At 61.1% G+C, this 14,999-nt stretch carries 12 protein-coding genes; 9 read left to right on the forward strand and 3 right to left on the reverse strand.

From position 1 onward, the window contains the following. Positions 1-778 precede the first annotated feature (778 nt). The 3 genes from G3256_RS17205 (at position 779) to G3256_RS17215 (ending at position 3,104) form a co-directional block, all read left to right on the forward strand. Positions 779-2,170, forward strand: a complete 1,392-nt coding sequence (locus tag G3256_RS17205; protein WP_169641990.1) for an aminotransferase family protein — start codon at positions 779-781, stop codon at positions 2,168-2,170. A 125-nt stretch (positions 2,171-2,295) separates the two neighbouring features. Next, on the forward strand, positions 2,296-2,550 hold the full coding sequence (locus G3256_RS17210; protein WP_169641991.1) for a glycine zipper 2TM domain-containing protein: 255 nt from the start codon (positions 2,296-2,298) through the stop codon (positions 2,548-2,550). A gap of 134 nt (positions 2,551-2,684) precedes the next feature. After that, on the forward strand, positions 2,685-3,104 hold the full coding sequence (locus G3256_RS17215; RefSeq protein WP_169641992.1) for an META domain-containing protein: 420 nt from the start codon (positions 2,685-2,687) through the stop codon (positions 3,102-3,104). Positions 3,105-3,119: 15 nt separating this feature from the next. Here the strand turns inward: G3256_RS17215 and G3256_RS17220 are convergent, their stop codons facing one another. Further along, positions 3,120-3,491 carry a BrnA antitoxin family protein gene (locus tag G3256_RS17220; RefSeq protein WP_169641993.1) on the reverse strand — a complete coding sequence of 124 codons (372 nt, stop codon included), beginning with the start codon at positions 3,489-3,491 and terminating at the stop codon, positions 3,120-3,122. Between the two features lie 298 nt (positions 3,492-3,789). Here G3256_RS17220 and pdxR point away from each other — a divergent pair, with 298 nt between their 5' ends. The 6 genes from pdxR to G3256_RS17250 all read left to right on the forward strand — a co-directional run bounded on the left by pdxR (position 3,790) and on the right by G3256_RS17250 (position 12,766). Further along, a complete protein-coding gene (pdxR, locus tag G3256_RS17225) occupies positions 3,790-5,274 on the forward strand; it encodes a MocR-like pyridoxine biosynthesis transcription factor PdxR (RefSeq protein ID WP_169641994.1) in 1,485 nt (494 codons plus the stop codon). An 83-nt stretch (positions 5,275-5,357) separates the two neighbouring features. Further along, the gene (gene xsc, locus G3256_RS17230; protein ID WP_169641995.1) at positions 5,358-7,136 is read left to right on the forward strand and encodes a sulfoacetaldehyde acetyltransferase; all 1,779 of its coding nucleotides are present in this window, start codon (positions 5,358-5,360) and stop codon (positions 7,134-7,136) included. A 44-nt stretch (positions 7,137-7,180) separates the two neighbouring features. Then, a complete protein-coding gene (pta, locus tag G3256_RS17235; protein WP_169641996.1) occupies positions 7,181-8,179 on the forward strand; it encodes a phosphate acetyltransferase in 999 nt (332 codons plus the stop codon). 18 nt (positions 8,180-8,197) lie between these two features. Next, positions 8,198-11,011 (forward strand): molybdopterin oxidoreductase family protein, encoded by a 2,814-nt coding sequence (locus G3256_RS17240; RefSeq protein WP_169641997.1) that lies wholly within the window; start codon positions 8,198-8,200, stop codon positions 11,009-11,011. Positions 11,012-11,147: 136 nt separating this feature from the next. Then, a complete protein-coding gene (locus G3256_RS17245) occupies positions 11,148-11,894 on the forward strand; it encodes a 4Fe-4S dicluster domain-containing protein (protein WP_169641998.1) in 747 nt (248 codons plus the stop codon). Next, complete coding sequence (locus tag G3256_RS17250) at positions 11,894-12,766, forward strand: dimethyl sulfoxide reductase anchor subunit family protein (RefSeq protein ID WP_169641999.1); 873 nt, start codon at positions 11,894-11,896, stop codon at positions 12,764-12,766. The genes G3256_RS17245 and G3256_RS17250 overlap by 1 nt, the downstream gene beginning before the upstream one ends. A gap of 9 nt (positions 12,767-12,775) precedes the next feature. On the opposite strand, the gene G3256_RS17255 is transcribed toward G3256_RS17250, so the two are convergent. Both G3256_RS17255 and dapA read right to left on the reverse strand, forming a co-directional pair. Continuing rightward, on the reverse strand, positions 12,776-13,939 hold the full coding sequence (locus G3256_RS17255; protein ID WP_169642000.1) for a M20 aminoacylase family protein: 1,164 nt from the start codon (positions 13,937-13,939) through the stop codon (positions 12,776-12,778). Between the two features lie 103 nt (positions 13,940-14,042). Beyond that, entirely contained in the window at positions 14,043-14,918 is an 876-nt protein-coding gene (gene dapA, locus G3256_RS17260; RefSeq protein WP_169642001.1) for a 4-hydroxy-tetrahydrodipicolinate synthase, read from the reverse strand. Positions 14,919-14,999 lie beyond the last annotated feature (81 nt).

Raw genomic sequence — 14,999 nt, forward strand, 5'->3', positions numbered from 1 at the left:
TGATCATTCCCGACCCTTCCCGGGCCGGCTGTTTTATGGTGCGAGGCGGCTTGTCACCGCCTTATTTTTCTTTGCACCGGGTTATCCAATGTCAGAATGTTCCTGCCCGCAAGGGCATTATTGAAACATTCCGGCCATTCGGTTGAGACTGCCTGAATTTCGTCCTTACTCCGTTCTGCGGCTTTGGAACTCCGGAAAGTCCGTTTCCGGAAATGCAAATCCGGCAGGCCGGCAGGATGCACCGCAGCAGGATTATACCCGACCCGCGCGCATAGTGCTGTTGTTGACGGCGACTGTTAAAGGACCACTTTCGCATCCTGCATGAGTCCAGTTGAGACCAGGTGCCGGGCACCGGCACGACTCTGATCCGGTATCCCTGCGAGGTTTTCTCAGGAAAACGGCACCGTATGCGGCTGCACGGGCGATGGCTCCGGGGTATGTCTGCCGGGTCACCGGACCGCCGGACATGCCGGAAGGACCGGGGAATCCGGTGCAGAAGCGGTTAATCTTAAAGACACCCGCGTTGCGCGAAGACCGCGGTTCTGGCAGGATGCAGCAAGCTGCCCGGGTGATGAGCGGCCACCTGCCGGATCAGAGGTTATCCCGGTGTTTTCAGGCGTATGGCGTCTGACTGACTTGTGTATCGCCGTAAACTGGCGTTACGTTTGTCAGGCATCTGGCCCTACTTCGGGCGCGTGAAAAACATTCATATCGGTGTCATCCGGATCGTACCTGCTCCGATTTCACCTGATTCTAATCAATCAGAAAGGCCTGACCCATGGACGGCAATTTCAATGAGAACGACCTCTCCCGTATCGTCGAGGCGGACCGCGCGCATATCTGGCATCACCTGAGCCAGCACAAACCCTACGAGACGACCGATCCGCGCATCATCGTCGAGGGGCGCGGCATGAAAGTCTGGGATCAGAAGGGCAAAGAGCACCTCGATGCGGTCTCCGGCGGTGTCTGGACGGTGAACGTGGGCTACGGCCGCGAGCGGATCGCCAATGCGGTGCGCGACCAGCTGATAAAGCTGAACTACTTTGCCGGCTCCGCAGGCTCAATCCCCGGCTCGATGTTTGCGGAAAAACTGATCTCCAAAATGCCCGGCCTGAGCCGCGTCTATTACTGCAACTCCGGCTCGGAGGCCAATGAGAAGGCCTTTAAGATGGTCCGTCAGATCGCCCACAAACGCTACGGCGGCGAAAAGCACAAGGTGCTTTACCGCGACCGCGACTACCACGGCACCACCATCACCGCCCTTTCGGCGGGTGGCCAGGACGAACGCAACGCGCAGTACGGCCCCTTCACACCCGGGTTCGTGCGCGTGCCCCACTGCCTTGAGTACCGCGCCTTTGAGCAGGACGGCGCGCCGCAGGAAAACTACGGCGTCTGGGCCGCGGACCAGATCGAAAAAGTCATCCTCGCCGAGGGCCCCGACACTGTCGGCGGGCTCTGCCTTGAGCCTGTCACCGCAGGCGGCGGGGTTATCGTCCCGCCCGACGGTTACTGGCAGCGCGTCCAGGAGATCTGCCGCAAATACGATATCCTGCTGCACATCGACGAGGTTGTCTGCGGTGTCGGCCGCACCGGCAAATGGTTCGGCTACCAGCACTACGGCGTGGAACCGGACATGGTGACCATGGCCAAGGGCGTGGCGTCCGGCTATGCGGCCATCGCCTGCCTTGTGACAAATGAAAAGGTGTTTGATCTCTTCAAAACCGACGCCTCCGACCCGATGGATTACTTCCGCGATATCTCGACCTTCGGCGGCTGCACGGCAGGCCCGACAGCGGGGCTCGAGAACATGGCGATCATCGAAGACGAGGATCTGCTGGGCAACACCACCGCCATGGGTGATTACATGCTCGACCAGCTGAACGCGCTGGCTGACAAACATGCCGTCATCGGTCAGGTGCGCGGTAAGGGCCTCTTCCTTGGCGCCGAACTGGTCGAAGACCGAGACACACGCCAGCCCATGGTCGAAAAACAGGTCCAGGCCGTCGTCGCCGACTGCATGCAGCAGGGCGTGATCATCGGCATGACCAACCGCTCCCTGCCGGGTAAAAACAACACGCTCTGTTTCTCACCCGCGCTGATCGCGAAAAAGGACGATATCGACCACATCTGTCACGCAGTGGACGAGGCTCTGACCCGCGTCTTTGGCTGATACGGCCTTTTTCTGAGATACATCTGAAAAAGCCCCGGCACCGTCCGGGGCTTTTTGCTGCCTGAATATCAACGGGAACTTTGCTCCGGCTGCGGCGTTCTGCCCTACGCAAAGGAGTACATGTAATGAAGAAACTGTTTATCGCACTGCCTCTCGTTGCGGGCCTTTCCGCCTGCGCCACCCAGGATCAGAGCACCCTTGCCGGCGCGACAGCCGGTGCCGCACTTGGCGCCGCTGTGAACGACGGGGACCGCAAAACAGGCGCGATCGTCGGTGGCGTCGCCGGCGCTCTGGCCGGAAATTATCTCGGACGCACCGCCAGCGGATCCTGTGTCTATCAGAACCCGGACGGCACGCGCTATACGGCGGCCTGCCCGTAACAGCCTTTATGTGACCCGATCCCGCCGGCAGATCATCCTGCCGGCGGGGGTGCCGCCGCACCTGAGACCCGGACGGGCCTTGCAGCGCCGCGCCCGGCGGGCCAGACTGGGCGCGACCAGTAAGGAGACGTGTCATGCCCGCCCCCCGCGCCACCACCACAATCTGCACCACAATTGCGCTGAGCCTGCTTGCCGCCCTGCCCGCGCGCGCCGAACCCCTGCCGGGCAGCGAATGGGCCCCGCAGGAGCTTTCCGGCGCACCTGTGCCGCCTGAAACAGATGTCTTTATCCGGTTTGACGGCGAGGGGCTCTATTTCGGGAACGGTGGCTGCAACACATTCCGGGGCCGCTATGTCACACAGAGCGATGCGATCCTGCTCAGCCCGGCGGCGGCGACGATGATGGCCTGCGCAGAGCCCGTGGCCCGGCGCGAGTCTGATTTTATGCAGGCCCTTTCGACAGCCCGGTTTTTTACCCGCGATGGCGCGTCCCTGACCCTCAGCGATGCGGACGGCACAGCGGTCCTGACGATGGATCAGCGCGACCGCGACTGAACGGTGTCGCACCCGTTAAAGTGTTTCGCCACGGCGCGCTGCGTTTTCTTCCCGGATACGACGGGCCTCAATGAGCAGGCGCGGCACCGTGTCGTCTGACGGAAAACCTTTGATGTGTCCGGCCACCAGCGCCATCCAGTAAATCCGCAGCACCTGGTTCAGCCGCGCCTGATATCCCGGTCCCAGTTTCCGGAACCAGCGCAGCATATCGCTGTCCAGCCGCAAGGTGACGCGGGTCCGGTGCGGGGCGACCGGCGCATGCCAGTCGAGCCCGCTCCAGTCGTCCGGCAGGCTCTGATCCAGCCATTGCGTGCTGAGATCGTCCTGCAGGGCCTCCAGTTCATAGAGCAGCTTCAGTCGCGCGTCGTCCTTACCCCGTGGTGGCATCGCCGGTCTCCTCCGTCTGTGGCGTTCAGGCCCGCAAGGGTTGCAGAAGGCGGTAAATACCGGATGATGTGACAGACCGGTGCACAGCCTGTGCACAGTCTGTGCACGTACTGTGCACGTACTGTGCATGCCCCATCCGGTGATTCTTCTTGCAGATATGCGTATTATTGATACTCTTGGTTTCAATAATTGCTGTTTACGACAGTCTAACACTTTGTTATCCCGTGCAATTTTTACCATATTCCCCTATCGATAGAGCCAGATTGTCAGCCGCATAAGTCCAGTATAGGCTTGAGATATGGCCCTGCCCGTTGAAACCTTTTTTCTGCACCCTGATGCTCAGGGCACGCTGCAGTCGCAGATCCAGCAGATGATTGCACAGGGCATTCTGTCGGGCAGGTTTCTGCGCGGAGAAAAGCTGCCGTCAACGCGCAAGCTCGCGGCCCATCTGGGGGTCAGCCGGATTACGGTGACCATCGCCTACACCGAGCTTCTGGCAAATGATTACCTCTCATCGCGCGGTCGTTCAGGCTATTACGTTTCTGAAAACGCGCCCGTTCCGCCGGCTTTTGAACCGACGCGGGCCGGCACGGATGGCGTGGACTGGACCCGCGCCATCGGACAGCGGTTTTCCGGTGGTGACATGCCGCGCAAGCCCGCGGACTGGGCCGGATACCGCTATCCTTTTATCTATGGACAGGCCGATCCGACGCTCTTTGATCATGCGAACTGGCGCATCTGTGCCCTGAAGGCGCTCGGGCAAAAAGATTTCACCGCGCTGACCACGGATTACTACGATCAGGACGACCCGCAGCTCATCGAATTTATCGCGCGCCACACTCTGCCCCGGCGCGGTATCACCGCCCGCCCCGAACAGATCCTGATCACGCTCGGGGCGCAGAACGCGCTCTGGCTCACAACCCAGGTTCTGTTGACGCAAAGGCGTCGTGCGGCCCTCGAAGACCCCTGTTATCATGCACTTCGCGATATTCTGTCGCAGTCGCGCTGTCATGTGACGCCGGTGCGGGTGGACGCCGACGGCATGCCCCCCGATGCCATTCCGCCCGACACCGATGTGATCTTCACCACGCCCAGCCACCAGTGTCCGACCACCGGGACGATGCCCATGCACCGGCGCCATGAGCTGCTGCGCCGGGCCGCCGGCATGGATGCGCTGATCGTCGAGGATGATTACGAGTTCGAAATGTCCTTTCTGCGCAGCCCGTCGCCCGCGCTCAAGAGCCTCGATACCGACGGGCGGGTGATCTATGTCGGCAGCTTTTCCAAGTCGCTCTTTCCGGGGCTGCGGCTGGGGTATCTGGTGGGCTCGGAGCCCTTTATCCGCGAGGCCCGCGCCCTGCGGGCTTCCGTGCTGCGCCACCCGCCCGGACATGTGCAGCGCACGGCGGCGTATTTTCTGTCGCTCGGCCATCATGATGCGCTCATCCGCCGGATGGGCAGCACCCTGCATGAGCGCCGCGAGGTCATGGCTGATGCAATCGCCCGCAACGGTCTGCAGATCTCCGGTCAGGGAGCCAACGGCGGCTCTTCTTTCTGGATGCAGGCACCCGCCGGCGTCGACACCCGGGAACTTGCGCGGCGCCTGCAGGCCCGCGGCGTTCTCATCGAGCCCGGGCACTCGTTCTTTTCAGGCCCCGAACAGCCCACGGGCTTTTACCGGCTTGCCTATTCCTCCATCCCTGTCCAGCGCATCGCCAGCGGCGTCGCACTGGTCGCCAGCGAAATACAGGAGATGGCCGGCCTGGCCTTAACCGCAGGCTGATCTGGCCCTAACACCAGCCCGCCCTTCACACTACTGTCATCCCAAACCAAGAATCGCCAACCCAGCCCCAAGGAGCACCCGCCATGAAAATGACGACCGAAGAAGCCTTCGTAAAAACGCTGCAGATGCACGGCATCGATAACGCCTTCGGCATTATCGGATCCGCGATGATGCCGATTTCAGACATCTTCCCGGACGCCGGGATCAAGTTCTGGGACTGCGCCCATGAGACCACCGGCGGCATGATGGCGGACGGCTATACCCGCGCCACCGGCAAGATGTGCATGATGATCGCGCAGAACGGCCCGGGCATCACCAACTTCGTGACGGCGGTTAAAACGGCGTACTGGAACCACACGCCCGTGCTGCTGGTCACACCGCAGGCGGCGAACAAGACAATCGGCCAGGGCGGTTTTCAGGAAATGGAACAGATGAACCTTTTCGCCGATTGCGTGGCGTATCAGGAAGAAGTCCGCGACCCGACACGGATCGCCGAAACGCTGAACCGGGTGATCATGCAGGCCAAACGCGCTTCCGGCCCGGCGCAGATCAACATCCCGCGCGATTTCTGGACCCAGGTTGTCGATATCGAACTGCCGGCAATCGTTGATTTTGAACTACCCCAGGGCGGCGAAGGCGCTGTTTCCAAAGCCGCTGAGCTGCTGAGCAACGCGAAATTCCCGGTCATTCTGAACGGCGCCGGTGCGGTGCTGTCGAAAGGTGGCATTGAAGCCTCCAAAGCGCTGGCCGAGCGTCTCGATGCCCCCGTTTGTGTGGGGTATCAGCACAACGACGCCTTCCCCGGCAACCACCCGCTCTTTGCCGGGCCGCTGGGCTATAACGGCTCCAAGGCGGGTATGCAGCTGATCAGCCAGGCGGATGTAGTTCTGTGCCTTGGCACACGCCTCAACCCCTTCTCCACGCTGCCCGGTTATGGCATCGACTACTGGCCAACGGATGCCAAAATCATCCAGGTAGATATCAACCCCGACCGCATCGGCCTGACCAAAAAGGTCACCGTTGGCATCGTGGGCGACGCGGCCAAAGTCGCGCAGGGCATCACCGATAAACTCTCCGATGACGCGGGCGATACCAACCGCGCCGAGCGCAAAGACAAGATCGCGACAACCAAATCTGCCTGGGCGCAGGAACTGACCTCCATGACCGAGGAGCAGGACGACCCCGGCACCGACTGGAACGTGCGCGCGCGCAAGGCCAAGCCGGACTGGATGAGCCCGCGCATGGCGTGGCGTGCCATTCAGGCCGCTCTGCCGGTTGAGGCGATCATCTCGTCGGACATCGGCAACAACTGTGCGATCGGTAACGCTTACCCGTCGTTCAACGAGAGCCGCAAGTATCTGGCGCCCGGTCTCTTTGGTCCCTGCGGATACGGTCTGCCCTCTATTGTCGGTGCGAAAATCGGCCAGCCGAATGTGCCGGTTGTGGGCTTCGCCGGCGACGGCGCGTTCGGTATCTCGGTGAACGAGCTCACAGCGATCGGTCGCGGCGACTGGCCGGCGATCACGCAGATCGTCTTCCGCAACTACCAGTGGGGTGCGGAAAAGCGGAACTCCACGCTGTGGTTTGACGACAACTTCGTGGGCACCGAGCTCGACGAGGATGTGTCTTACGCCGGGATCGCGAATGCCTGTGGCCTCAAGGGCGTGGTGGCCCGCACACAGGACGAGCTGACAGAAGCACTGGCACAGGCCATCAAAGACCAGATGGAAAACGGTGTAACAACGCTGATCGAGGCAATGATCAACCAGGAACTCGGCGACCCGTTCCGCCGTGATGCGATGAAAAAGCCTGTTGCGGTTGCTGGTATCAGCAAAGACGACATGCGGGCACAGACCGTTTAAGACCGGGTGCAGATCAGCATCCGCATAAAACAGAAGGACAGGCCATGAGCGTTCTGCGCGATCTTTCGACCCGCGCAAGCGCCCGGCCTGCCCATATCGTGATGAGCGAAGGCCACGACCCTCGGGTCGTGGCCGGCGCAGTTGCCGCCGTGAAAACCGGAACCGCCCGGATCACACTGGTCGGCCCGCAGGACAGAGTGGCCGCTGCCCTGGTCGCCGCAGGCGAGATTAACAATCCCGCGTTACAGATCGAAGACCCGGAGACCTCCGCACTCAGCGCCAGTCTGGCGTCGGCCTTTTACGAGCTCCGGAAACATAAAGGCGTCACCCCCGAGATTGCCGAATCCGAGGTGCGCAAGCCGCTGGTCTTTTCGGCACTGATGGTGCGCGAAGGCCATGCAGACGGCACCGTCGGCGGCGCTGTTGCAACCACATCCGACACGGTACGCGCCGCCCTGCAGATCATCGGCAAGGCAAAAGAGGCGCCACTGGTATCCAGCTTTTTCCTGATGGCCCTGCCGGAAAATCACCCCTCGGGACGCGATGGTATGATCTTCGGCGATTGCGGGCTGGTAATTGACCCCACGTCCGAAGAGCTCGCGGCGATTGCCGTGGCCTCTGCCGCCTCCTGTCGCGCGCTTCTTGAGACAGAGCCTGTGGTAGCGCTTCTGTCCTTTTCCACACACGGGTCAGCGCGGCATTCGTCGGTCAGCAAAGTGGCCGCCGCCGCTGCCCTCCTGAAAGAAAATCATCCAGGTCTCAGAGCCGATGGTGAGTTGCAGTTCGATGCAGCCTTCGTGCCGCAGGTCGCCGCCTCCAAGGCCAAAGGCTCATCCGTGGCGGGCGAGGCTAATGTGATGATTTTTCCCAATCTCGACGCCGGCAATATCGGCTATAAGATTGCACAGCGCATCGGCGGTGCGGATGCAATCGGCCCGGTGCTGCAGGGGCTGTCAAAACCTGCCAATGATCTTTCGCGTGGCTGCACGGCCGCGGATGTGACCAATATGATTGCTGTGACCGTCCTTCAGGTCGCGCGCTAACTTCCGAGGAGACTTTCTATGAACCAGCCGGTGATCGACCTGAGCCCGAAAGTCTCTGACGAGGTGCGCAAAACCACCTGTTACATGTGCGCCTGCCGCTGCGGGATCAACGTGCACATGAAAGACGGAAAGGTCGCCTACATCGAGGGCAACAAGGATCATCCGGTCAACCAGGGTGTGCTCTGTGCCAAGGGGTCCGCCGGCATCATGCAGGTCAACGCACCCTCGCGTCTGCGCAAACCACTCAAACGCGTGGGCGAGCGCGGATCGGGCGAGTTCGAAGAAATCGAATGGGATGAGGCGCTGAAGATTGCCACCGACTGGCTGGAACCGGTGCGCAAAAAAGACCCCTCCAAACTCGCGTTTTTCACCGGGCGCGATCAGTCACAGTCTTTCACGTCCTTCTGGGCGCAGAACTACGGCACACCGAATTATGCGGCCCACGGCGGCTTCTGCTCGGTCAATATGGCAGCGGCAGGCATCTACACGATGGGCGGCGCCTTCTGGGAATTCGGCCAGCCTGACTGGGATCACACAAAGCTTTTCATGCTTTTCGGCGTGGCCGAGGATCACGACAGCAACCCGATCAAAATGGGGATCGGCAAGATCAAAAAGCGCGGCGCCCGGGTGATCGGCGTGAACCCAATCCGCACCGGGTATAATGCTGTGGCCGATGACTGGGTCGGCATCACGCCGGGCACCGACGGGCTCTTTATTCTGGCAATGGTCCACTGCCTGATGAAGGCCGGCAAAATCGATCTGAATTATCTGGCGCAATACACCAACGCCCCCGTTCTGGTGAATGAAGACGAAAAGTCCCCTGAATACGGCCTGCTGATGCGCGACGAGAACGGCAAAGAGCTTGTCATCGATCGAGTGACCGGCAAACTGACACCTTTCGATCAGCCCGGCGTCAAACCTGACCTCTCTGCAACCCATCGCGAGGCCGGCGTTACGCACCGGCCGGTCTTTCACAAAATGGCCGATATGTATCTCTCCGATGACTACGCGCCGGAGAATGTGGCCGACCGCTGTGGCATTCCCGCCAGACGCATCCGCGCGATCGCGGCAGAGCTTGCGCGCGTGGCCTTCGAAGAAAGCTTTGAGCTTGATCAGCCCTGGACCGATTTCCGCGGTGAAAAGCACGAAACGATGGTGGGCCGTCCGGTCTCTTTTCATTCGATGCGTGGCATCTCTGCGCATGCCAACGGGTTTCAGACCTGCCGCGCGCTGCACACGCTGCAGATCATCCTCGGCACGGTCGAGGTACCCGGCGGCTTCCGCTTCAAGCCGCCCTATCCCAAGCCCGCGACCGCCCACCCCAAACCGCATGTTGGCATGAATGCAGGCGCACCGCTCAACGGCCCGCATCTGGGCTTCACCCACGGCCCCGAGGATCTTGCCCTGCGCGAAGACGGCACGCCCGCGCGCATCGACAAGGCCTTCACCTGGGAAAACCCGATGTCGAGCCACGGGCTCATGCATATGGTGATTTCTAACGCCTGGGCCGGCGATCCCTATAAAATCGACGTGCTGTTCATGTATATGGCAAACATGTCGTGGAACTCGTCGATGAATACGCGCGGCGTGATCGACATGCTGACCGACAAGGATGAGAACGGCGAATATGTGATCCCGAAGATCATCTATTCTGATGCCTACAGCTCTGAAATGGTTGCCTATTCTGATCTGATCCTGCCCGATACAACCTATCTCGAACGCCACGACTGCATCTCGCTTTTGGATCGACCGATCTGCGAGGCCGATGCTGCTGCTGATGCTATCCGCTGGCCGGTGATAATGCCCGATCGCGACGTGAAAGGGTTCCAGTCGATGCTCTGCGAGCTGGGGGCCATGCTGAAACTGCCCGGCTTTACCAATGAGGACGGCAGCCAGAAATACGCCGATTACGGCGATTACATCGTCAACCACGAACGCCGGCCAGGCATCGGCCCGCTGGCCGGGTTCCGGGGGGCGAACGGCGATAAATCAGGCCGCGGCGAGGTCAACCCGCGCCAGCTTGAGCAGTACATCGAAAACGGTGGCTTCTTCGTTGAACACATCCCGCAGGGGTCAAATTACTACAAACCCTGGAACACCGCCTATCAGGACTGGGCGGTGGAAATGGGCCTCTACGATAAACCAACGCCCTATCTTTTCTCGCTCTATGTCGAGCCGATGCGGAAATTCCAGCTCGCCGCCGAAGGCCACGGCGACCGCCAGCCGCCCGATCACCTGCGCCAGCGCATCATCGACACGATGTCACCGCTGCCGATCTGGTATTCCTGCGAAGAGGAGAACCGTGCCGATGAATTCCCCGTCACGGCTCTCACGCAGCGCCCGATGGCGATGTACCACTCCTGGGGTTCACAGAACGCCTGGCTCAGGCAACTGCACGGCCATAATCCACTGTATCTGCCGACAAAGCTGATGCGCGAAAATGATCTCTCCGACGGCGACTGGGCGACAGTCACCTCACCGCATGGTGAGATAACGGTGCCGGTGCTTGAGATGGCGGCGCTCAACGAAAACACCGTCTGGACCTGGAACGCTATCGGCAAACGCAAAGGTGCCTGGGCGCTTGAGGAAAACGCCCCCGAAGCTACCCGCGGCTTCCTGCTAAACCACCTCATCCACGAGTTGCTGCCGCCCAAAGGCGACGGGCTGCGGTGGGCCAATTCCGATCCGATCACCGGCCAGGCCGCCTGGTTCGACCTCAAAGTCCGGATCACCAAAGCGGCCACCCCCGATGAAGCAAAACCAGAATTCCCGCCGATAAAATCATCCGTCGGAAAAGGCCCGAAGAACCTGACATGGAAAGTCGGCAAATGACCGCGCCACTTCTCTGGCTCGAAAATATCCCGGGGGTCCGGGGGCAGCGCCCCCGGGAACGCAGACCTCTTCCCGACAGGCCGTTTGACACGCCACAGACAATCGCCCCGCCGACCTTCCCGAACAGGAGCCGCTCATGACCTCCCTGCCAACCTCGACCGACCGCAAACTGGGCCTCGTGATTGACCTTGATACATGTGTCGGCTGCCATGCCTGTGTGATCTCCTGCAAAGGATGGAACACCGAAAACTACGGCGCGCCGCTCAGTGACCAGAACGCGTACGGCGCAGACAACAGCGGCACCTTTCTCAACCGCGTGCACTCTTATGAGGTGCAGCCCGAGGCAGGCGCCGCACAGCTCATCCACTTCCCCAAATCCTGCCTGCACTGCGAGGATGCGCCCTGTGTCACGGTCTGCCCGACCGGCGCCAGCTACAAACGTGTCGAAGACGGCATCGTGCTGGTCAACGAGAGCGATTGTATCGGTTGCGGGCTCTGCGCCTGGGCCTGCCCTTATGGTGCGCGTGAGCTCGATCAGGCCGAAGGTGTGATGAAGAAATGCACACTCTGCGTGGACCGCATCTATAACGAAAACCTACCCGAGGAAGACCGCCAGCCCGCCTGCGTGCGCACCTGCCCGTCGAACGCGCGCCACTTCGGCGATCTGGGTGATCCCGACAGCGACGTGAGCAAACTTGTCGCCGACCGCGGCGGCATGGATCTGATGCCTGAACAGGGCACAAAACCCGTCAACAAATACCTGCCGCCCCGGCCCAAGGACGCGATGCCTGAATTTGACGTGCTCGCCCCCTTCCTCGAACCGGTGGCGCATGAGCCCAAGGGCTTTCTGGGCTGGCTCGACAAAGCGCTGGAGAAAATCTGATGCATCCTGCACCTTCTGTTATCTTCTTCACCACTTTCAGTGGACTGGGCTTTGGCCTGCTGGTCTGGCTGGGCCTTGGTTACCCGGCGGTCACCGGCTGGACGGCATTCGTCTTTTTCGCGATTGCCTATGCCATGGCCGTGGGCGGCCTGCTGGCCTCGACCTTTCACCTCGGACGGCCTGAACGCGCGATCAAAGCCTTCACCCAGTGGCGCTCCAGCTGGCTCAGCCGTGAGGCATGGTGCGCTGTCGGTGCGCTGGTTCTGATGGGTCTCTATGCCGCCGGTCTGGTTTTTGCGGACACCCGCATCGCGCTGCTGGGCATCCTTGGTGCTCTGTTCTCGCTGGCCACGGTTTTCACCACCTCGATGATCTATACACAGCTCAAAACCATCCCGCGCTGGAACATGAGCATCACGCCGGTGAAGTTCCTCGTCCTTTCGCTTGCCGGTGGTGCGCTGCTCTCCGGACAGGTTCAGGCGGCCCTTATCCTGCTGGTCGTCGCCGGCGTTGTTCAGGGGCTGACCTGGATCATGGGCGACAGGGCGCTGGAGGCATCCGGCACCAGTCTCAAAACCGCAACCGGGCTCGGTGAAGCAGGATCCGTGCGCTCGTTTGAGCCGCCGCATACCGGCACCAACTACCTGCTGCGCGAGTTCGTGCATGAGATCGGGCGCAAACACAGCCAGAAACTCCGGCTTATTTCTCTGGTGCTGATGGTCGGCGTTCCGTTCCTGCTGCTGATCCTGCCGTTCAACCATTTCTTTGCGCTGCTCGCGGTGATCAGCCATGTGGCGGGTGTTCTGACCGCGCGCTGGCTCTTCTTCGCTGAGGCGGAGCATGTGGTGGGGCTTTACTACGGCAAGCGCTGAGCGCCGCCCTCAGAGCGGCAGGCGGCGCTCCACCAGACGCGCCATGATCGAGGCTCCAACGGGCAGGATCTCCTCGCCCAGCACGAAACCGGGGTTGTGCAGCGGCAGCGTGCCGCTGTGCCCGAGGCTGCAGTAGGCGCCCGGCACGACCCGCAGCATATCGGCAAAATCCTCTGAACCGGTTGTCGGGTCTTCCGCGTCAGTGACGTTTTCAGCGCCCACAATATCTGTCGCCGCCTCCAGATACGCCACCGACAGATCCGCGTCATTCACGAGCACATCAAAAACGTTGCGCAGATCGAGCGTAATTTCGACCCCGTGGGCCGTCGCAAAGCCATCGCAAAGCGCCTGCAGGCGCCCCGCCGCGCGGGCATAAACGTCATCTTTAAAATAGCGGATCGTGCCCGCCAGCGTCGCCACGCCCGGCACCACGTTATATGCGCTGCCGGCGTTGAGTTTCGTGACCGACAGCACGCAGGTCTCCAGCGGGCTGATGTTTCGCGCCACGATGGTGTTGAGCTCTGTGGTCAGGCTCGCCGCGATCATCAGTGCGTCGCGGCTGTCTTCGGGGTGGGCGGCGTGGCTGCCGTGGCCCTGCACGGTGATGTCGAAAAACGCGGCCCCCGCCATGGCGGCGCCGGCACGAATACCGAACCTGCCCGGATTGCCGTCCGGATAATTATGCATCCCGTAAATCTCATCACAGGGGAACCGTTCGAAAAGTCCGTCAGCGATCATGCCGCGCGCCCCGCCAAGGCCCTCTTCGGCGGGCTGAAAGATCAGCACCGCTGTTCCGTCAAAATCGCGCGTGGCCGTCAGGTGTTTTGCCGCCCCGAGCAGCATCGTGGTGTGTCCGTCGTGCCCGCAGGCGTGCATCACACCGTCGTTTGACGAGGCATGCGGCAGGCCCGTTGCTTCGGTGATCGGCAGCGCATCCATATCCGCACGCAGCCCGACGCATCGGTTGCCCTGCCCTTTGCCGCGCACAATCGCCACCACACCTGTACCGGCAATTCCGGTGTGCAGTTCATCAACGCCATAGCTTTCCAGCAACCGCGCCACAACGCCGCTGGTGCGTTTTTCCTCAAAGCCGATCTCGGGATGTGCGTGCAGATCGCGGTAAATCTCCTGCAGTTCCGCGGTGCTGTCGTCAATCACTGGCAGGATGTTCACAGGCGTTTCTCCCGGTTGCTGAGCATCCGGCAATTCTGGAAGCCCGCGGCATCAGGGTCAACGCCTGAAATACAAAGGGCGGGATGATCCCGCCCCTGTCTTTTCAGTTCATCAGCCCCGCGTGACGCAGACCATCATCGACCAGCGCGCGCGTGGCATCCGAGAGGCCCGTCAGCGGCAGGCGCACCTCCTCAGAGCAGAGATCAAGCCGCGACATGGCATATTTCACACCGACGAGCCCCGGTTCGGTAAAGATCGCCTTGTGCAGCGGCATCAGCCGGTCCTGGATTTCCAGCGCGCGTCCATAGTCCCCCGAAAGGCAGGAGGCCTGCATCTCACTCAGCATCTTTGGTGCGACATTGGCGGTGACCGAAATGCAGCCGACCCCACCCTGCGCGTTAAACCCGTGTGCTGTGGCATCCTCGCCCGAGAGCTGGATGAAATCCGCGCCGCAGGTCATCCGCTGATCACAGACCCGCGCCAGATCGCCGGTGGCATCTTTGACCCCGACAATGCGCGGCAGTTCAGCAAGCCGCCCCATGGTGTCCGGTTTCATGTCCACCACGGACCGGCCGGGAATGTTGTAAATGATGACCGGCAGTTCACAGCAGTCGTGGATCGCAGTGAAATGCGCGATCAGACCGGACTGCGTGGGTTTGTTGTAATAGGGCGTGACCACGAGAATCGCATCCGCACCGACCTTTTCCGCGTGCTGAGCGAGGCGCATCGCTTCGGTCGTATTGTTTGAGCCGGCGCCCGCAATGACCGGAATGCGGCCCGCTGCAGCTTTGACGACTTCTTCGACCACGGTTTCATGTTCACGGTGGCTCAGGGTTGGGCTTTCACCGGTCGTCCCCACGGGGACAAGGCCGTTACTGCCTTCACCGATATGCCATTCGACGAGTTTCTTCAGCGTATCCAGATCCAGCTCGCCGTTCCGAAACGGCGTGACGAGGGCAGGCATCGAGCCTTTGAACATTTTCACGCTCCTTTATATTGTGGCCGGCAAATGGCCTGGTTTTAACATCTTTTCAGCAAGATCGTGATTTGATCCCGCGCT

Origin of the sequence: Roseobacter ponti, assembly GCF_012932215.1 — a bacterium.
GTDB classification, from domain to species: Bacteria; Pseudomonadota; Alphaproteobacteria; order Rhodobacterales; family Rhodobacteraceae; genus Roseobacter; species Roseobacter ponti.